This window comes from Bordetella genomosp. 7, assembly GCF_002261415.1.
Taxonomy (GTDB): domain Bacteria; phylum Pseudomonadota; class Gammaproteobacteria; order Burkholderiales; family Burkholderiaceae_B; genus Bordetella_A.
In genome coordinates this window covers 67,036-86,157 of record NZ_NEVI01000003.1, presented here as the reverse complement: position 1 = coordinate 86,157, position 19,122 = coordinate 67,036, and the positions used below count along the sequence as shown (strand labels likewise).

General features: G+C 65.1%; 20 protein-coding genes and 1 tRNA gene. 5 read left to right on the top strand and 16 right to left on the bottom strand.

What is annotated here, in order from left to right; translation table 11 throughout:
- Window positions 1–55: 55 nt before the first annotated feature.
- The 3 genes from CAL18_RS02340 to CAL18_RS02330 form a co-directional block, all read right to left on the bottom strand.
- Complete coding sequence (locus CAL18_RS02340; protein ID WP_094817259.1) at window positions 56–811, bottom strand: hypothetical protein; 756 nt, start codon at window positions 809–811, stop codon at window positions 56–58.
- A gap of 28 nt (window positions 812–839) precedes the next feature.
- Window positions 840–1,811 (bottom strand): OmpA family protein, encoded by a 972-nt coding sequence (locus tag CAL18_RS02335; RefSeq protein WP_094817265.1) that lies wholly within the window; start codon window positions 1,809–1,811, stop codon window positions 840–842.
- A gap of 93 nt (window positions 1,812–1,904) precedes the next feature.
- Window positions 1,905–2,897, bottom strand: a complete 993-nt coding sequence (locus CAL18_RS02330) for an aromatic alcohol reductase (RefSeq protein ID WP_094817258.1) — start codon at window positions 2,895–2,897, stop codon at window positions 1,905–1,907.
- 410 nt (window positions 2,898–3,307) lie between these two features.
- Between CAL18_RS02330 and CAL18_RS02325 the strand changes: the two genes are divergently transcribed.
- Window positions 3,308–4,258, top strand: coding sequence for a LysR family transcriptional regulator (locus tag CAL18_RS02325; RefSeq protein WP_249278367.1), 951 nt, complete (start codon window positions 3,308–3,310; stop codon window positions 4,256–4,258).
- 6 nt (window positions 4,259–4,264) lie between these two features.
- Here CAL18_RS02325 and CAL18_RS02320 read toward each other — a convergent pair.
- A tRNA-Lys gene (locus tag CAL18_RS02320) sits at window positions 4,265–4,340 on the bottom strand.
- A gap of 207 nt (window positions 4,341–4,547) precedes the next feature.
- On the bottom strand, window positions 4,548–5,288 hold the full coding sequence (locus CAL18_RS02315) for an SDR family NAD(P)-dependent oxidoreductase (protein WP_026641019.1): 741 nt from the start codon (window positions 5,286–5,288) through the stop codon (window positions 4,548–4,550).
- Window positions 5,289–5,379: 91 nt separating this feature from the next.
- On the opposite strand from CAL18_RS02315, the gene CAL18_RS02310 reads away from it, so the two are divergent.
- Window positions 5,380–5,991 (top strand): TetR/AcrR family transcriptional regulator, encoded by a 612-nt coding sequence (locus CAL18_RS02310; protein WP_026641020.1) that lies wholly within the window; start codon window positions 5,380–5,382, stop codon window positions 5,989–5,991.
- Window positions 5,992–6,004: 13 nt separating this feature from the next.
- Here CAL18_RS02310 and CAL18_RS02305 read toward each other — a convergent pair whose 3' ends face one another.
- The 8 genes from CAL18_RS02305 to CAL18_RS02270 form a co-directional block, all read right to left on the bottom strand.
- Window positions 6,005–8,167, bottom strand: coding sequence for an AsmA family protein (locus CAL18_RS02305; protein ID WP_094817264.1), 2,163 nt, complete (start codon window positions 8,165–8,167; stop codon window positions 6,005–6,007).
- Window positions 8,168–8,327: 160 nt separating this feature from the next.
- Window positions 8,328–8,786 (bottom strand): YkgJ family cysteine cluster protein, encoded by a 459-nt coding sequence (locus tag CAL18_RS02300; protein ID WP_026641022.1) that lies wholly within the window; start codon window positions 8,784–8,786, stop codon window positions 8,328–8,330.
- A gap of 67 nt (window positions 8,787–8,853) precedes the next feature.
- Window positions 8,854–9,810 carry a Bug family tripartite tricarboxylate transporter substrate binding protein gene (locus CAL18_RS02295; RefSeq protein ID WP_051423879.1) on the bottom strand — a complete coding sequence of 319 codons (957 nt, stop codon included), beginning with the start codon at window positions 9,808–9,810 and terminating at the stop codon, window positions 8,854–8,856.
- A gap of 37 nt (window positions 9,811–9,847) precedes the next feature.
- Window positions 9,848–10,801: an SMP-30/gluconolactonase/LRE family protein gene (locus CAL18_RS02290; protein ID WP_094795957.1), complete on the bottom strand. Its 954-nt coding sequence runs from the start codon at window positions 10,799–10,801 to the stop codon at window positions 9,848–9,850.
- Window positions 10,785–11,585: an SDR family NAD(P)-dependent oxidoreductase gene (locus tag CAL18_RS02285; RefSeq protein WP_026641025.1), complete on the bottom strand. Its 801-nt coding sequence runs from the start codon at window positions 11,583–11,585 to the stop codon at window positions 10,785–10,787. Before CAL18_RS02285 ends, CAL18_RS02290 begins: the two co-directional genes overlap by 17 nt.
- A 32-nt stretch (window positions 11,586–11,617) precedes the next feature.
- Complete coding sequence (locus CAL18_RS02280; RefSeq protein WP_026641026.1) at window positions 11,618–12,169, bottom strand: carboxymuconolactone decarboxylase family protein; 552 nt, start codon at window positions 12,167–12,169, stop codon at window positions 11,618–11,620.
- 4 nt (window positions 12,170–12,173) lie between these two features.
- Window positions 12,174–12,719, bottom strand: a complete 546-nt coding sequence (locus CAL18_RS02275) for a DUF4286 family protein (protein ID WP_094817256.1) — start codon at window positions 12,717–12,719, stop codon at window positions 12,174–12,176.
- 32 nt (window positions 12,720–12,751) lie between these two features.
- Complete coding sequence (locus CAL18_RS02270) at window positions 12,752–13,621, bottom strand: amidohydrolase family protein (protein ID WP_026641028.1); 870 nt, start codon at window positions 13,619–13,621, stop codon at window positions 12,752–12,754.
- Window positions 13,622–13,729: 108 nt separating this feature from the next.
- Here CAL18_RS02270 and CAL18_RS02265 point away from each other — a divergent pair, with 108 nt between their 5' ends.
- Window positions 13,730–14,662, top strand: coding sequence for a LysR family transcriptional regulator (locus tag CAL18_RS02265; RefSeq protein ID WP_094795955.1), 933 nt, complete (start codon window positions 13,730–13,732; stop codon window positions 14,660–14,662).
- A gap of 278 nt (window positions 14,663–14,940) precedes the next feature.
- Here the strand turns inward: CAL18_RS02265 and modC are convergent, their stop codons facing one another.
- The 3 genes from modC to modA are packed head-to-tail and all read right to left on the bottom strand — an operon-like array spanning window position 14,941 to window position 17,498.
- Entirely contained in the window at window positions 14,941–16,032 is a 1,092-nt protein-coding gene (modC, locus tag CAL18_RS02260; protein WP_094817255.1) for a molybdenum ABC transporter ATP-binding protein, read from the bottom strand.
- 5 nt (window positions 16,033–16,037) lie between these two features.
- Complete coding sequence (gene modB / locus CAL18_RS02255) at window positions 16,038–16,715, bottom strand: molybdate ABC transporter permease subunit (RefSeq protein WP_026641031.1); 678 nt, start codon at window positions 16,713–16,715, stop codon at window positions 16,038–16,040.
- A gap of 24 nt (window positions 16,716–16,739) precedes the next feature.
- Window positions 16,740–17,498, bottom strand: coding sequence for a molybdate ABC transporter substrate-binding protein (gene modA, locus CAL18_RS02250; protein WP_094817254.1), 759 nt, complete (start codon window positions 17,496–17,498; stop codon window positions 16,740–16,742).
- Between the two features lie 244 nt (window positions 17,499–17,742).
- On the opposite strand from modA, the gene CAL18_RS02245 reads away from it, so the two are divergent.
- Both CAL18_RS02245 and CAL18_RS02240 read left to right on the top strand, forming a co-directional pair.
- Window positions 17,743–18,171 carry a PaaI family thioesterase gene (locus tag CAL18_RS02245; RefSeq protein ID WP_094795951.1) on the top strand — a complete coding sequence of 143 codons (429 nt, stop codon included), beginning with the start codon at window positions 17,743–17,745 and terminating at the stop codon, window positions 18,169–18,171.
- A gap of 140 nt (window positions 18,172–18,311) precedes the next feature.
- On the top strand, window positions 18,312–19,121 hold the full coding sequence (locus CAL18_RS02240) for an alpha/beta fold hydrolase (protein WP_094817253.1): 810 nt from the start codon (window positions 18,312–18,314) through the stop codon (window positions 19,119–19,121).
- Window position 19,122: the final 1 nt, after the last annotated feature.

Here is a 19,122-nt window from a genome sequence, read left to right as displayed (position 1 = left end):
GGTAGTCCTGGAGTCAGACAACAATCGGTCATCATAGTGGGGCGCGTGCGCGCTGTCATCGCGCGCCCGGCGGTGCTAAACCCGCGCGGCGCAGTTCGCGACGCTTATTTTCCAGGTCGTGATATAGCGGCGGATAGTCGATCCATTCGTGTTGATGGTCCGTGAACCAGGTCAGCTTTATCGCGGCAAGCGCCAGCAGCAACGCCAGGCACAGCGCCAGCCCGCCTGGTTCGCCAAAGACAGCCGGCACGTCGCGCAGCAAAGTGTCGGCCTGAATGCCAAGCAGCCCCGGAAAGAAATTCACGATGCCCAGCAACAGCACCGCAAACACCATCTGGCCTGCGGCCAGCCTGTCCGCATGTTCCTGCTTGACGCGCCGCCAGTGCGCATCCACCATTTCCAGCAGTGACCTGTCGCCGGTGCGGTAGGCATGGTCACGCAATTCGCCGGGAAGAACGCCGCCCGCGGGCCGGCGAAAATCCGGCGTCGTGCGCATCCAGCCGGGCCATGGCACACTGGTCAGCACCAGCCAGCCCAATTGCCGGAAGAACTCCGCCACCAGCGGAATAACAATAGACATCAGCACCGCAAACGCCAGCACGGCCACGAGCAAGAAGCCCGAATTGGCCAGGAGCTGATCGGCCTGGATAGACCAGCGGGCCAGGCCCTGGCCGGTGCGCCACGCCAGGACGAGGTCCGCGAACAACACCGCGGCGGCGAGCTGCAGCGTCCACTTCAGTTCCTGTGCTCTTTCGATCAGGGACAGGCCGGACGGCACAGCCGGCTTGAACGGACCAGGGTTCGGATCCATGCACTCCTCTTGGCAAGACAAAACCGGCTTATTTTCCGATATCCACGAGTTCCACGCGCCGGTTCTTCGCGCGCCCTTCATCCGTGCGGTTAGACGCCACCGGGGCGGCCATGCCAACGCCTTCGGGCACCAGGCGTTCCGCCTTGATTCCGTAGTCGCGGGACAAGGCCGTGACGATGGACCTGGCCCTGCGCATGGACAGGTCGCGGTTGTATTCCAGGCCGCCCTGGGCATCGGTGTGCCCCACGATCAAGACCCGCAGCGACGGATGGGCCTTGAGCAATTGTGCGATCTGTTCCAGCTGGGGCCGGGAATCGACGCGCATAGTGTCTTTGTCCGTATCGAACAAGATGCCGTACACCGCCACGCGCCCCTGTGCGGCCAGATCGGCATTCATTTCGTCGGCCTGGAGCACCACCATGCGGTTTTCCATGGGCTTGAGCTCCATGATGTCGACCTGGACCATGCTGCGGTTGCGGTCTGGCCCGCCGCCCGCCTTGTTCAGCACGACATAGGCGCCTACGTACACATCGCCGTCCGGCCGCTGCAGGCGGGCGAGCAGGTACTGCTGGTCGGCGTAGTACTCGCCGAACCCCATGTAGTAATTCCGCGGCGACAGCGCATGGTTGAAGGTGCGGCCACCGCATTCCGCCTGGGCGCAGGCAAACACGGTGGAAAACCCCGCCGCCTCGAGCGCCGCCCGATAATTCCGGGCAACCTCCAGGGGCGAGCGTTGCTCCGGCGCGCGGTAGGTGATGGAAAAGAGCTTGCCTTCCAGTTTCAGCGCCGCATCCGGGTTGCTTTCCAGCTTTCCGGACTTCAGCGCCGAGCGCGCAAAAAGCTTCTGCGCGTAGGCCTGCGTGTCGTAGGCGACGATCTCCGACCCCTCGTAGCGCGGCACCAGCGGATGATCGGCGCTGCCCTTGATGTCTGCCGCGTGCACCGGCACGGCGCCAGCCGCGATGACGATGCAGGAAATAAACAACACCCAGAATCTCATGTAATTATTCATGCGTAGTACCCTGGAAGTGAATTGTCGTTCCACACAACAAGCAGGGGTAAAGTACAACCCTTTGGCCACGCCGCCAAGGTGTCAGCGCAGTCGCGCCCGCAGGTATCCTTCTACATCCAATGTCTCGATTCCGTGGCGCGCGTTATAGGTGGCCGACTTTTCCCACCACATGCCGTCACCCTGGGCGAACGCTGCGCGATAGCGCGTCATGACATCGCCCGGGTCGACCGCCAGATCGGCGCGCAACTTGTCAAGCGTCCATACCGTCTTGTCGAACGGAACGCCCACCACACGCTCGACCGATTGCGCGAGCTGCCCATACGAGAGGGTATCGCCGGCAACATAGACGATCTGATTGACGATGCGAGGCTCGGCAAGCAGTATCTCGGTGGTGAGCTTTCCGATGTCTTCCGGCGTCGTCACGGTGACCTTCGTTTCCCAGCTACCCAGTCCGTGGACGGTTCGGCGTTCAAGGTCCACGACGCCAAACGCCGGCTCAAACAGGAAGCTGGTGAACATGCCGGTGGAAACAATCACCCACTCGGTTCCAGTTTGGCCGCGCAGCAGCCCTCGCACCTCGTTCTGCTCATCGAACACCGGCTGTCCGCTGCCGCGTCCCACCACGTCATAATCCACACCGAACTGCCACGGAAAGTACCGCCTGACGCCTGCGGCGAATACCGCACGGGTTATCTTCAACTGCGTGCCTGGCCCGGCAACAAAGCCCGTGCAGTTCACCACCGTCCTGTAGCGTTTGAACAGCTTGGTCAGCGTTTGCTCGTCTGCCATCAGATCCTGCCCCAGAACTTCAACGCCAAGCTCGCGCAGCGCGACGAGCGTGGCCACATCCTGCGAAGCAGCGGCATTCACAGTTTGCGGCGAGACCAGCACCGTCAGCCGTTCGCCTGCTGCTCGTATACGCGGAGCAAGCTCCTTTATGACCGCCATTCCAAGTTGCCCCGCGCCAAGCACCAGGATGTCGCGCAAGTCTACGTTGGGCGTGTTCAGCTCATCATTCTTTTCGGGGATCAGACCCGGAGTACCAGCGTCAATATCGTTTGCATGCGTACGCATGTAAATGCTCCTTCATGAGATGGTTTGATGCGTCGGCTTGGCCAACGCTTATCCGGTCGATTGATCGATAAAACCTTACCAGCTGCGCCCGCAAGTTTGCGCCGGAAGGGCTCATCGACATAGCCTGGAAAATGGCTTTTGAAGTTCGCAAACCCGGAATAATCGAGCCCATGCCGCGCGACGCCATGCATGCAAACTGAATTCTTGGTGATCCCGGAACAGTCAATTCCCGGAAACGGAATACTTGTTGTGCTTCAATAGATCGCACCAGCCGAATACCAGCATGCGTCGGCGCGAGCAGCGTTCAGCGCCAGGTGCGCATACGGCCGGAATCCCGCTGTCTTCACCGCGCCGTACCCCCGCGATACGGCCCCAAGCACAGGAATATTTGAATGGATAGGCTACAGGCCATGCAGATCTTCGCTCGTGTCGTCGAAGCGCACAGCTTCAGCAAAGCCGCCAGCAGTCTTGCCATTCCGCCATCATCGGTAACGCGCGCCATCAAAGACCTGGAAGCTCACCTGGGCGTAAGGCTGCTCCAGCGGACCACAAGGCATATCAGCCTGACGCCGGATGGCAGCGTTTACTACGATCACTGCCGCCGCCTGCTGGCAGAAATAGAAATAGTGGAGTCGTCATTTCCTGGCAGCGCCGGACGGCCGCGGGGGCAGCTGCGCGTCGATATGACATCGTCTTTCGCACGCCTGTTCGTGTTGCCCGCCATCAAGGAGTTTCAAGCAGAATATCCAGAGGTGGAACTGACGCTTACTTTAGGAGATCGAACCATCGATCTCGTCCGGGAAGGCGTAGATTGCGTGATTCGCGCGGGTGTTCCGCAGGACTCCGCCACTCTCGTCGCCCGGCGTATCGCCGGGTTTGAATGGGTTACGTGCGCGTCACCGGCCTATATCGAGCAATATGGCGAGCCAACCTCACTGGCCGACCTGAAAAACCACCACTCAGTGGGTTTTCTGTCAAACCAGACCGGTCGAAGCATGCAATGGAACTTCGTCATCAATGGCGAAGAGTGCGCGGCCCATGTTCCTGCGCGCATTACCGTCAACGACACGGATGCCTATGTCTGCAGCGGGTTGGAAGGCCTGGGCCTGATCCGCGCCGCCAGCTACATGGTGATTCCGCACCTGCGCAGCGGCAGTCTGAAGCAGGTGCTTCCGCACCTACAGGCGCCGGTCGTACCTTTATCGCTGATGTACCCGAAGAACCGCCATCTTTCCCCGACGGTGCGCGCGTTCGCTGATTGGATATCACGACTGATCCACAAGGCCGAACCCTTGTGGAAATTGCAATCGTCGTACCCCCAAAGCAAAAAGGCCACCCCGAAAGGTGGCCTAAGTGCTTGATATTCCTGGTGGGCTGTGAGTGGCTCGAACACTCGACCTACGGATTAAGAGTCCGCTGCTCTACCAACTGAGCTAACAGCCCGCGCTTGCTGCAAACCGCTCATAAAGAGCTGCCGTGCTGCAAGGAAGAGCGAAATTATACATGAATTTCTGGCCACGCCAGTTTGGCCCCGGCGCACGCGCCTGGCCATGGGGACAAGGCTGTGGAAAGGCCCGTGGATATCCGGTGCATAACGGCTGGACAAGCTGTGCACAGTATGTGGACAAGTACGGGCCTCGCCTTGCCGGGCTACGCGCTGAAGCCCCCATCTACCGACAGTTCCGCGCCCGTGACGTAGTTGGCGGCCGGGCTGGCCAGATAGCCGACCATGCCGGCGATGTCGTCCACGTTGCCGTAACGCTGCAATGCCAGGCCGGCGGCCGCCTCGGCCGCGCCCTCGCCGTGCGCGGGGTTCATGTCGGTGTCGATGGGCCCGGGATGCACCAGGTTGACGGTGATGCCGCGCGGGCCCAGGTCGCGTGCGGCGCCTTTGGTCAGGCCCATCAACGCGGATTTGCTGGCGGCATATACCGCCAGCCCGGCTTGGCCCGTGCGTCCGGCCAGGCAACTGCCGATGTTGATGATGCGGCCGCCGTGGCGCATATGCGGCAACGCGGCCTGCATGGCGGCGAACACCGCGCCCACGTTCACGTCCATGGTGCGCTGAAAATCCGCCTGCGGCAGTGTGGCCATGTCGCCCGCAATGAAAATGCCGGCGTTATTGACCAGAATGTCCAGCCCCCCCATGTCGTGGGCCGCCTGCCCCACGGCCTGGCGAACCTGATCGGGGCTGGCCGCATCGGCCGCGTAGGCCTGGGCGCGCACGCCGGTAGCGCGCAACGCCTGCGCCAGGGCATGCGCCCGATCGGGCGTATTGACGTAGGTAATGGCCACGTCGGCGCCCCGGCCGGCCAAATGACGGGCAATGGCAGCCCCTATACCCCGGCTGCCCCCGGTGACGAACGCGATCTTGCCTTTCAAATCCGACATGGCGCACCTATTTTGTAACGATCAATACAAATATCATCGCGCGGCCGGCCCGCCCCGTCAAGCACTTAACGCAAAGAGTAGAATCGTTGCCATGACAGGACGAGGACGCCCCCGCTCTTTCAACCGCGACGAGGCCTTGCAGAAGGCCATGGATCTGTTCTGGGAAAAGGGCTATGCAGGCACGTCGCTGGCCGACCTGACGGCCGCGATGGGCATCGGCGCGCCCAGCCTGTACGGAACCTTCGGCTCCAAAGAAGAGCTGTTCCGCCAGGCGCTGGACCGCTACAAGGCGCACGAAGGCGGCGCCACCGCGTCGGCGCTGCTGGCCGGCGCCACGGTGCGCGCCGGCATCGAAAACATGCTGCTGGCCGCTGTCGCTTCCGGCACCCAGCCCGGCCGGCCGCGCGGCTGCATGGTGGTGTTGAGCGCCCCCGCCGGCGCCGAAGATCAGTTGCCGGTACGCCAGCTGCTGTGCGAAGACAGGCAGCGCATGCAGGGGCTGATACTGAAGCGCCTTAAACAGGCGGTGCGGCAAGGCGAACTGCCTCGGCACGCGGCGTTGCCGGCCCTGGCCACGTATTTCGCGACCGTGCTGAATGGCCTGGCCATCGAAGCGCGCGACGGCGTGGCGCGCGACACGCTCGAACAGACGGCACGCCTGGCCATGCTGACCTGGGACGCGCTGGCCGGCTCCGCCGCGTAAGGCCGCCCGCGCCTTATTCTTTGCCGCCGTCGGCGCGGCCTTGCGCAGGCGGCGCCTTGGGCGGCTGCTGCGCCTGCTTGAGCAGCGTGCCGCACTGGTTTTCTTCTTCGCCGGCGCTGGGCGCCACCAGGGCCAGCAGGCCCGCCACCGGCGTGAGCAGCACGCCCAGCGCCACGGCGCCCGCCCCGCGCGCGGCCAGCGGCAGCACCTGCACGCCGGCGTCTGGGTTGCCGAAGGTGCCGCGCACGTACAACGGCGACCTCAGCGAAAACACGCGCACGCCCTTGCTTTGCGGCTTGATGTCCAGGTCCAGCGTCTCGTCCTTGAAATTGACGTTGCCTTCGATCTGCACGAGCGCGTTCTCGGTATCGAACAAGAACAGGCGCGGCGTCATCACCCCGCGTTGCATTTCCAGGTCGGCCACGCCGCAGTTGATCTGCACTTCTTCATCGCCGAACAGCTTGCTGACCACGTAGTTGCCCACGTTGAGCCCCGCGATCTCCATCAACGCACGGCTGATGACGCCGTCGTTGACCAGCAGGCGCGTATCGCCGCTGGCCGTGCCCAGCAGCGCCGCCACGGAATTGCCCGTGCCCGAGAGCGCCGCGTCGCCGTTGAGCTGGCCCAGGGCGCGCTGCATGGACTCGACATTGGGAAACAGCTGCTTCAAGCGCAGCCCCCGCGCAGAGATCCGCGCGCGGCCTGCCATGGGCGTACGGCCGCCGTCCAGGCGGATGGCGGACTCTATGGTGCCGCCAGCCAGGCCAAAACGCAGCGGGTCCAGCGTCAGCAGCGCATTTTCCATGACCAGATGCACATTGAACTTGGTTATGGGCAGGCTCTCGTCATAGATGATGCGGTCGGCGGCAAGGGTGACGTCGGCGTCCATGACATTCCAGCGGTCGGTGCGGAATTCCTGCGTGGGCAGCACCTTGTCGCCCGCCTGCCGATCGGGCGCTTCGTCGGCTGCCTTGCGTTTGCCTCGCCCTTGCGGCTCTATCCCTACCAGAGGACCCAGGTCGCGCATGCGCAGCAGGCGCGATTCGAGTTTGCCCGCCAGCTTGGGCCGTGGTTCGCCGTCGGTATACGTCAGGTCTCCGTGCAAGTCGCTGGCGCCGACCTTGCCGTTGAAATCGCGATAGTGGTACACCGCGCCGCCCGGCTCGTTCAGGCGGGCGATCAGGCGCCCATCCGTCGCATAGCGCGGGGTATCGGGCAGCGTGACGCCGATCAGGGGATACAGGTCGGACATCGTGGCACCCGCCAGTTCCAGCTGCAGGTCCAGCGCCCCCAGCCGGGCCGGATCGGTCAGCGTGCCCGCCAGCGCGATGCGGGTATCGCCCACGGACACATCGGCCTGCAACGGAAACGGCCGCGTGGCATCGCGCACGGCCAGCATGCCGCCTATTTTGCCTTCGCCCTTGGCGGGCATACCCTTGTAGCGGCCTTTGATGTTCCAGCCGAACGCATAGTCGGGCGGTGTTGCGGCCTCGGCGGGCTGCGCTTTGGCAGGGTCGCCCTTTGCCGCCTCGCCCTGCGCTTGCCGACCCGCGGTCCGGCCATCCGCGTCTCCATCCCCCGAGGGCTGCCCGGCAAGGGCGGCAAACGGAATGGGCTTGCCCAGCGGATCGATCTGCGCGGTCAGGTCGGCGCGCAGCACCTCGTCCTGGTATTTCACCTGCCCCTGGTCAAAGCCGATCTGGTCGATGTCCATCACCCAGGGCGACGGCTCGCCGCTTTCCGGCAGCGTGAATTCCCAATTGGCGCGGCCATCCTTCAGGCGCTGCAGGTTCACCGCGGGGCCGGTGAGCTGGATCTGGCGGATCACGACGTGGCGCGCCAGCAAAGGCAACGGCGACAGGCTGAACTCCGCACGCTGCAGCGTCGCCAGGTGCGGCGCCTCGGCCCATTCGGCGTTGGCAATCGTGACGTCTTCCATGCTGATGTGCGGCCATGGCACCCAACTGCGCCAGCCCTGCTCCTGCGCGGGGCGTCGCCACTGTACGTCCAGGTCGCCATTGATGGCGAACGGCCGCCCGATGGCGGCTGACACCCGTTCGTTGACAGTGGGTTTGAGCTGGTTCCAGTCAAAAAGCGCGATCACCACCACCAGCGCGACCGTCGCCAACGCCAGGGTGCCCGCCAATGCGATGAATAGTTTTTTCGTGCGCGTCATGGCCGCCTTCCTCTGCCCGGCCGGCATGATGCCGCCCGGCCGCTACAGGGTATAGGCCGGCGCCGGACGGGTCGCCAAAGAATGTATGCGGATTTTTCCAGATCTGCCGGCGCCGGCATACCACCGACGCACGTAGCGTGCCCGCCCCGGGGCGCGACCCCTAGGCGGCTGCCGGCTGGTCCGGGTGCATGGGGCCCTGCGGATCGTTTTCGGCGTCCGGGCGGGGCGGAATGGCAGGCAGGCCCAGCGCGGCGCGCAGCCTCTGGCAGTCGGGGTTCACCGACCCGTCCGGCAGCCAGACTTCAAACTCGCGACACGGGCTGGGACGCAGCGCATAGATGGCGCAGTGCACGCCCGGCTGGCCCACTTCTCCGCGCAACGCGACGCAACGGCCGCCGCCGTGCTCGGTGCCCGCCATGCACACCCGCAATGGGCTGATGGGCCGCACCAGGTCGGCAGGCACTGTACCGCCGTTGGGTCCGGCCGTTTCGCCGCAGTAAAACGACACCCGGAAGTGCGAACAACAGGCCCCGCAGCTGAGGCAGGGATTGGCGGCGGCGTGCCCGGCAAGAATGCCGGGCGAGACGGGAGCGACGGGGTTCGATGGCGGGCGCGACATGGAAGCGCCAAGAATAATAAATAATCTCAGGCGCGCGAGTGTAGCGGATTTTCGCCGCCATCGGACGTCAGTTGTCCATCGTGATCCCTTCGGCGCGGATCAGGTCGCCCCACTTCTTCGCGTCGCCGCGCACGATGTCGCCGAATTCTTCGGACGTGGTGGGCGACAGCTCGACGCCCGTCGATGCCTGGTACGTCTGCAGCTCGGGCGAGGCCAGCACCTTGGCGAACACCTTGTTCAGTTCCGCCACCTTGTCGGCCGGCGTACCCTTGGGCGCGAACACGCCATACCAGTTGTTGGCGTAGACATTGGGCACGCCCAGTTCGTCGAAGGTGGGCACGTCGGGCAGCACGGGCGAACGCTTGGGCGCCGCGATGGCCAGTGCAACCGCCTTGCCCGACTTGATGTGCGGCATCAGGCCCGACACATCGCCGATGAAGGCATCCACCTGGCCGCCGATGGTGTCGGTAATGGCCGGCGCAGCGCCCTTGTAGGGCACGTGCAGGATCTTGGACTCGGTGGCCTTCTTCAATTGCGCGATGGCCATGTGCGGCATGCTGCCCACGCCCGACGACGCCATCGATACGCCTTCGCTGCGCGCCTTTTCCACGAACGCCTTGGCGTCTTTCGTGGCGCTGCCCGGGCCCACGATCAATACTTCGGGCACCGACACCAGCAGCGTCACCGGCACGAAGTCATTGAAGGGGTCGTAGATCAGCTTGGGATACAGGGCCGGGTTGATGGAAATCGCGCCCACCGAGCTCAGGAACAGGGTGCTGCCGTCGGGCTGCGCGCGGCCGACGTAGGTCGCGGCAATGGCGCCGTTGCCGCCTGGCTTGTTCTCGACCACCACCGGATGCTTCAGCTCTTTTTCAAGCTGCGCGGCCACCACGCGGGCAAGAGAATCCGCCGGACCGCCCGCCGGAAACGCCACCACCAGGTTGGTGCTGGACTGGGCCTGCGCGCCCATCGCCGCCAGGCCTATCACGCCGGCCGCCAGGCGCTTGATCATTTTGGTATACATGGTTTTCTCCTCTGCGGCCTGACGGCCACGTTTGTGTTCAAGGGGCTGTTGCCCCTTGCGTATTGACGAACAGCGAATAAATCGACGTGCACGACGCCATGAAAAGCCGGTTGCGGTGCTTGCCGCCGAAACACAAGTTGGCGCAGCGCTCTGGCAATGCGATACGGCCCAGCAATTCACCCTGTGGCGAGAACACCCGCACGCCATCGAGTTCGGGCGTGCCCATGCCCCAGCCGCACCACAGGTTGCCTTCCACATCTACGCGAAAACCGTCAGGCGTACCCTCGCCCGCATCGAAGAGCACGCGCGGCGCGCCCAGGCCGCGGCCATCGTCGGCCACGTCAAACACCAATACGTTGCGCGGGCGCGCGCGCGACTCGATGACGTAAAGCTGCTTCTCGTCCGGAGAAAATGCCAGGCCATTGGGGCCGTTCACCGTGTCGCACATGAGTTCGACCGCCCCGGTATCGGGGCAGATGCGGTAGACACCCGCAGGCAATTCCTGCTCGGCCTTCTCGCCCTGGTAATAGCCGATGATTCCGAAGGGCGGATCGGTGAACCAGATCGAGCCATCGGATTTCACGACCACGTCATTGGGCGAATTCAGACGCTTGCCCCGGTAGCGGTCGGCCAATACCGTAATGCGGCCGTCGTGCTCGGTGCGAGTGACACGGCGCCCCAGATGTTCACAGGTAATCAGCCGGCCCTGCCGGTCGCGCGTGTTGCCGTTGGCATGCTGCGCAGCGTGGCGCCACACGTGGGTCTGGCCCGATACTTCATCCCACCGCATGATGCGGTCATTGGGCACATCGCTCCACAGCAGATACCGGCCGTCGCCGAACCACACCGGGCCCTCGGCCCAGCGGCAGCCCGTGGCCAGGCGTTCCACGGCCGCCAGCGGCAATACCAGCTTTTCGAAGCGCGGATCCAGCGCGATGACGGCTGGGTCGGGGTAGCGCACCGGGCCGGAAGTATCAATCGCAGCGTGCACTCATGCCTCCGTCAACCACGATTTCCGTGGCGGTAATGAAGCGCGCCTCGTCCGACGCCAGGAACAGCGCAGCGTTCGCGGTATCGAGCCCGTCGCCCATGAATGGCAGCGGAATCCGCGATTGCCGCTCGGCCAGCAACCGGCTCACATCGCCGCCAGCGCGCTGGCCGGCCAGCCGCACCTCGACCATGGGGGTGTGCATCTGCCCGGGAATCACCGTATTGCAGCGGATGTTCTTCTTGGCATATTCCAGCGCCACCACACGCGACAGCTGGATGACGCCGGCCTTGGCGCTGGCATAGCCCACCTGCGCCGATCCCGTCCAGCGGATACCCGAGGTAGAGGACACGTTGACGATGGCGCCGCCGCCCTGCCGCTCCATCAGAGGCAGAACGTAGCGGCAACCCAGGTAGACGCTCTTCAGGTTGAAGTCGATCTGCTTATCCCACGCATCTTCATCCAGGTGCGCCGGGCCGCCCTTGCGGGAACCGCCCACGTTGTTGACCAGGATATCCACCCGCCCCCACCGGTCGGCACACGCGCGCACCAGGTCCCGCACCGCGTCCGAGTCGGTCACGTCCGCCTGCCAGGTGGCGATCTCGCCCCCGACTTCGCGTACGCGCGCCACCGTTTCTTCCATGGCGTCTGCGTTCATGTCCACGGCGAATACGCGCGCGCCTTCCTGCGCGAACCGATAGGCGATCGCGCGCCCATTGCCCCAGCCGGGCCCGACGCTGCCTGCGCCGGCCACGATCGCCACCTTGCCCTGCAATCGACCTGTCATGGTGTCTCCGTTCAAATGTTCGTGGTTCGCGCTCAGCGCCCGAAGTCGACGGTGCTTCCGTCGGGCGGCTCGATCTCGAACACATTGATGGTCATCGAGATCAGCGTGTAATAGCCCGCAATGCCCACCAGATCCACCACGCCGTCGGTGCCCAGCACCTGCACTGCTTCCTGGTAGAGCGCGTCGGGCACCTGACGGGTTTGCAGCAAGGCGCGCACAAAGCGGTACACCAGCGATTCGTCGGCGCGCTCGAACTCCGGCTCTTCACCCAAGCGGATCCGTTCGGCCACGCGCGGATCCAGGCCCGCCTGCACGGCAATGGGCTCGTGCGCCCACCATTCGAATGACGAGCGCCACCAGGCGGCCATGGTCAGGATGCCCAGTTCGGAAAGGCGCGGCGGCAGGCTGGAGTCGTATCGGCAATACTGGCCCAGCGCCTGCGCGTGCTCGGCCAGCCCGGGCCGGTGCAGCCACACGGCCAAGGGGCCGCGCACCCGGCCCCGCGGGCCGCTGGCGATGGCGTCATGAATGCGGCGCTGTTGCGCCGACATGGTTTGCAGATCGGGAGGGTTCAAGCGAGGCATGCGGTCACTCCTGAGCCAGTCGGAACATGGTGCGCTTGCTATTGACGAAATGCGGGCGCACGCGGCTGCTCCATTCGGTGCCGCGCACCGCCAGCCACGGCGGCGACCCGAAGGTCTCGCGGCTGGCGAGGTCGTAGCACGCGTAATAGCGGGGCGAGCCCGACGCGGCCAGGTAGCGGCGCGCCCTGACCGTGCCCGGCACCGCGGCCAGGCCCGGCAGGTGTTCTTCTTCGTACCAGCGTTCGAAGTCTTCGCGCGCCTGCGGCGCGATATCGGTCTCTACCACGTAGAACCACGGGGCGGGCTGTCCGGCAGCCTGCCCCGCCACGTCGGTGGTCAGGGCCAGTTCCGTTGTCTGCGCCCCACCCCAGCCGGTGAGCAATGCCGCTTGCAGCGCCGGCAAGTCGGCCGGCGCTGCAAGCCACGCATACGTTTCGACGTGATCTGCGGCGTGGAACACCCGCAGCTCGCCCGGGCCGCATCCGGGCAGGGCGCGCAGCGACGACGGGGCCACCGCCGCGTCCGGAATCTTGATCAGCAACTGGTCCATGCCATGTCTCGCTATGTTGTGTTGTGAAGGGGTCAGGCGCCGAAGCGATACAGCCGCTGCGGGTTGTCTACCAGTATGCGGCGCTGCGTATCCGCGTCGGGGCACAGGCGCAGGAACGTATTGAGCAGTTCGCCGTCATCGGGCATGTCGCCCCTGACGTTCGGATGCGGCCAGTCCGTGCCCCACAGCAGGCGCTGCGGCATGGCTTCCAGCAACGCCGACACCAGCGGCTCGCCGTCGGCATAGGGCCGCCTGCCCGCGCCGGACACGCGGTCCAGCCCGGATATCTTTACCCAGGCGTCGGGGTGGTCGCGCAGGCCCAGCAAGGCCTGGAAAGCCTCGCCGCCCACGCCTTCGCTCGCGGGCGCGCGGCCCATGTGGTCGATGACAAAGGGTACGGGCAAGGTCCGCAAGCGTTCCAGCAGCCCCGGCAGCAGCGCGGCCTCGGCGTGCACGCAGATGTGCCATCCGTAAGGCGCAATGCGCGGCGCCATCGCCGCCAGTTCGTTCCAGCCCGCATTGGCCAGGTGCGCCACGAAGTTGTAGCGAACGGCGCGCACGCCCCGGCGGTCGAGTTCCGCGATGCGCGCATCGGTGGTGTCGGGCTCCAGCAACGCTACCGCGCGATACTGCCCGGCGCCGCGGTCCAGCGCGTCCAGCGTGGGCGCCAGGTCGTAACCATGGCAACCCGGATGCACGATCACGCCCCGCTCGAATCCCAGCCGCCGATGCAGCTCGCGCATTTGCTCGAACGGCGCGTCTGGCGGCGTATAGGGGCGCTCTTCAGCGTAAGGAAAACGGTGCGCCGGACCGAAAATATGAAAATGGGCGTCGCAGGCATGCGCAGGCAGCGCCTGGGCGGGAGGCGTGATTTCTTGCAGGGGCGGTGCGCAGTCGTGCATGGCGTATCGATGGATGAAGCTTGAAGCTCACATCATGCGCAGCGGACGCGCCCCCGGCAATGGTGTCACGCGGACTTCTGATATAGCAAAAACGTATACCATTGACGTATGGATCTGAGACAAATCCGCTCGTTCATCATGGCCTGCGAAATGCGCAGCCTGTCCCGTGCCGCCCAGGTGCTGGGGCTGTCGCAACCGTCGCTGAGCCGGCAGATCCAGTTGCTGGAGGCGGAACTGCGCCATCACCTGCTGGTGCGCACGGGCCGCGGCGTCGAACCCACCCCCGCGGGCCTGCGCTTTCTGGCGCACGCAAAAGAACTGGATGCCCTGGCGCAGCATGCGCGGCAGGACATGCGCGCCTTTTCGTCGCCGGTACAAGACAAGGTGCGGCTGGGCATGCCGCACCGCGTTGCGCGGCGCCTGGCGCCGCAGATCGTGCAGGTGTTCCGCCGCCTGCATCCGGATGCGGCGCTGACACTTGCCGAGGGCCTCAGTTCCGAAATGAACGAATGGCTGGTGAAAGACCGCATCGACCTGGCGCTGCTGTACGATCCGCCGCCTTCCACGTTGCTGCAGTTCGAGTCGGTGTATCGCGAAGATCTGGTGCTGACTTACGGCAAATCGTGCAGCCCGCGTCCGCCGCCGCGGGTGCGCGCCCGCGAGCTCGGGCGCTATCCGCTGGTGCTGCCCAGCGCGCCCAACACGATACGTGCGCTGGTCGACAAAACCTGCCGCGACCTGGACGTGGCGTTGAATATCGCGGCAGAGGTCGATGTCGTGCACACCATCCTCGAAACCCTTGCGCAGGACACGCTCTACACCATCTTGCCGCGCTCGGCGCTGCGCGACATGCCGGGGCAAGACCACCTGGCGTGTTCGGCCATCGTCGACCCCACCATCATGAACAACCTGACGCTGGCCACGCCGGTGCGACAACCCCTGCCCACCCTGGTAGACGCCACCGCCCGCATCATCCGCGGCCTGGACATGCAACAGCTGTTCACCGGAACCCCCCGGGCGCCGCAAAGCGCCGAGACCTGACCCGCCCCGCGACGGGGTCCGGCGTACGGTGTCTGACACCCGGAGGTGTCAGACACCCATTGCCACCGTCAACGCTCGCACGTACGGTGTCTGACACCTTCAGGTGTCAGACACCCAGATCGCCACACTCAATGCCGGTCCCTTACGGTGTCAGACACCTTCAGGTGTCTGACACCCAGATCACCACGCTCAATGCCGGCCCCTTACGGTGTCTGACACCTTCAGGTGTCTGACACCCACGCCAATGCAGGACACCGGGCCGCAGGCATCAGCCTCACTTACCCCAGCACCGACACCGCCTTGATCTGCGCCCATACCCGCATGCCGGGCGCGAGGCCGAGCTGGTCGCGCGAATAGCGCGTAATGCGCGCCAGCAGCGGCGCGCCGTCGGCGTCCAGGCTCACCAGCACATGATCAGGGTGGCCAGCCTGCGCCAGGTCGCGCACGCGAGCGGGGATGATATTGACAATGCTGCTGTCGTGTGCAGGCGCCAGTGCCAGGCTCACATCGCGTGCCCTGACCGCCACGCGCGCCGGCTTGCCGGCGGGCAGGCCCGCATGCACGACCCGCAGGCAAGCCTGCCCGCCCGGCAGGCGTATCGCCAACAAACTGTAGGCGGCATCAAAACCCGCCACGGTGCCCGCCACTACAACCGATGCATCGTCGTCCAGGGCCAGCGGCAAATCCAGCCGGGCCAGCATGTCGGCAATGGGGCCGCTTGCCAACGCCCGCCCGTTCTCCAGCAACACCAGGTGATCCGCCAGCCGCGCCACTTCCAGCGGCGCATGGCTGACATACAGCACCGGGATGTCCAGCTCGGTATGCAGACGTTCAAGGTACGGCAGGACTTCCTGTTTGCGCGCCTGGTCCAGCGACGCCAGCGGCTCGTCCATCAACAGCAGTCGCGGACTGGTCAGCAGCGCGCGGGCCATGCCCACGCGCTGTCGCTCCCCGCCCGACAGGCCGGCCGGCATGCGTTGCAGCAGGTGGCCTATGCCAAGCAGCTGCACCGCCTGGTCCAGCTGCACGCGGCGCTCGGCGGCGGGGACGCGCTTGCGGCCATATTCCAGATTGCGCCGCACATCCAGGTGCGGAAACAGGCTGGCTTCCTGGAACACGTAACCCAGGGCGCGCCGATGTGTGGGCACCCTGGCGCCCGACGCGGTATCGAGCCATACCTGCCCATTGATGCGCAGATATCCCTTCTCCTCTGCTGCCAGGCCGGCCACGCAGCGCAGGAAAGTGGTCTTGCCCGACCCCGAATGCCCGTATAGCGCGGTAACGCCCCTGCCCGGCAGGCGCAGGTCCACGTCCAGCGAAAAGCCCGCGTAGTCCACGCGAAACCGCGCGTCGATGCCAGTATGGTCCATGGCCGCTACCAAAGCGGCGCCGCGCGGCGCCGCGTATAAAGCAGCAACAGCACCACGAACGAGAACACCACCATTCCGCCTGCCAGCCAATGGGCCTGCGCGTATTCCAACGCCTCGACGTGGTCATAGATCTGCACGGAAACCACGCGGGTCCTGTTTTCGATATTGCCGCCTATCATCAACACCACCCCGAACTCGCCCACGGTATGCGCAAAACCCAGAATGGCCGCTGTGATAAACCCGGGGCGCGCCAGCGGCAGCACCACGGTAAAAAAGCAGTCGCGCGGGCTGGCGCGCAGGGTGGCCGCGGCCTCGAGCGGCCGGGCGCCGATGGATTCAAAGGCGTTCTGCAGCGGCTGCACCACGAAAGGCAGCGAATAGATCACCGATCCCACCACCAGCCCCGCGAACGTAAACGGCAGCACCCCCAGGCCCAATGCCTGCGTAAGCTGCCCCACCGGCCCTTGCGGCCCCATGGCCACAAGCAGGTAAAACCCCAGGACGGTGGGCGGCAATACCAGCGGCAAGGCAACCACGGCCCCTATGGGGCCCTTCCAGCGCGAACGTGTGCGCGACAGCCACCACGCGATCGGCGTGCCGATGAGCAGCAACAGCAGCGTCGTCAGCGTTGCCAATTGCAGGGTCAGCCAGATAGCGGCGAAATCAGAGGAGTCCAGATGCATGCAGCGGCACGTGAAAGGTAGGGCTTACGGCGCGGCGACCTCGTAGCCGAACGACCTGATTACTTCGGCCGCCCTGGGGCTTTTCAGAAAGTCGACAAACGCCCGGGCGGCCGGGTTGCTCGCGCCCCGGGCCAGGATCACCGCATCTTGCCTGATGGGCTCGTGCAAGCTGGGCGGCACGATCCAGGCCGACCCGGCAGTGAGCTTGCCGTCTTTATACACCTGGGATAACGCCAGAAAGCCAAGCTCGGCATTGCCCGACGCCACGAACTGGTACGCCTGCGCAATACTCTGGCCTTCCACGATCCGGGACGCGACGGCGGGGACCAGGCCCAGGTTGTGCAAAACCTGCATGGCGGCCACGCCGTACGGCGCCGCCTTGGGGTTGGCGATGGCCAGGTGCCTGAAGCCGTTCTGCGCCAGCACCGCTCCGCGGTCATCGACCAGGTCGGGCTGCGCCGACCACAGCACCAGCGACCCCACGGCGTAGGTAAAGCGCGAGCCCGGCACGATAAGCCCTTCGGCTTCCAGCCGCGCCGGCCGTTCCTGGTCGGCGGCCAGGAACACTTCAAACGGCGCCCCGTGCCGAATCTGGGCATAGAACTGCCCCGTCGCTCCATAGGCCGCCACCGCCCGATGGCCCGTGTCCCGCTCGAACGCCTGGCTGAGCGCCTGCATCGGCGCGGTGAAATTGGCGGCCACGGCCACCTGCACCTCGGCCGCCGGCGCGCCGGCCGACAGCGCCAGGGCTGCCAGCCCCGCGGCAAGGGAAAATGCCTTCATCCGCTCTACCTGAAGAACTCAATCGCTATAAGGCTGACTATATAACGAAACCCTGCGCCTGATGACCGGATGCCGCGCTGGCTCCTGACCCGAATTTGTGCGTTCGCAATCGTCGGTTTCATCCGCCAATTCTTATACTGTGCCCAGGGCCGGCGGTGACGGCTGGGCTCCCCGTTCATTTCGACCGCCAATGCGCCCGCCTGTCGCGCCGCGGCGGCGGAAACTTTCACAAGACGCTTCTTCCATGACCCACCCCATACCCGAAGGCTTTACACCCTGGTCGCCCAGCAGCCCCTTCATGCGCCACCTGGCCGAGGTGGGCGCGCTGTATCGAAGTAACCACGGGCATGTGCTGGCCCTGCGCCTGGCCGACGCCCACACCAACATGCACCACATCGCCCACGGCGGCTTGCTGGCCACCCTCGCAGACAGCGCGCTGGGGTTCTACATCAACCAGGAAGCGGGGCTGTCGGTGGTCACGGTGCAGATGTCGGTGGAATACCTGAACCCGGTACGGCCGGGCGACTGGCTCGAAGCCCACGTGCACATCGACAAACAAGGCCGTCGGCTGCTGTACGCGACGTGCCTGCTGCAAGTAGACGGCCGAGTCATGCTCAAGGCCAACGCGGTGTTCGCGGTACGCGCGTCGCGCACGCCGGCGTCGGACGGCTGATATTGGTGCAGCGCCCGCTCCCCTTGATCACACGCGTTGCACTTCATCCGGGCTTACCAGGATTGGATCATATAGTTCTTCTTGATAGAATATAGTTCTGTTAGACGAAACGAACCTTTTATCCGCCACCGGGAGCCCGCGTGAATCCAGGAATCGGGGCGCATCTGCGCGCAAATGGCATACGCCAGCATTACCTGCATTTTCCCGGGCCGGGCCCCGACGTACTCATCATCCCCGGCATAGTCAGCCCGGCCGCGCTCTGGCAGCACGTCGGGAATTGGCTCTCCAACCGCTACAACTGCTACATCATCGACGTGCGCGGGCGCGGCCTGTCCGAATCGGGACCGCACATCGACTACGGCGTCAATGCTTGCGCCCACGATGTCATTGCCTTCATCTCGGCGGCCGCGCTGAACCACCCCATTATCATCGGTCATTCAATGGGCGCACGAATCGCCTTGCGCGCGGCTGCGCTGGCCGGCAAGCCAATAGGGCCTATCGTGCTGGTCGATCCGCCCACAAGCGGCCCAGGTCGCCGCCCTTACCCTATTCCAAAAGCGCGTACCGTGGCTTTGCTGCGCGCAGCCCATCGAGGCGAAGCGCTGCAAGCCATGCAGCAGAGCACGGCCGCGCCATGGCCCGAAGCCCTGCAACGCCTGCGCGCAGAATGGCTGTGCACATGCGACGAACGCGCCGTGCATGTAACGTATGACGACTTCCACCAGGAAGACATGTTCACCGACCTGGCCCGTGCTCAAGCGCCCATCGCCCTGCTGTGCGCGGGCGAAGGCGGAGTGGTTTCCGACACCGACATTGCCGAAATGCTAAAGCTGCGCCCCGGCATGGAGACTAAGCGGGTGCCCGGCGTCGGACACCAGTTGCAAGCTGAAGACTTCGAAGCTTTCAAGCATGCGCTCGACGGCATTCTTGCGACCACCATCCAACGATAGA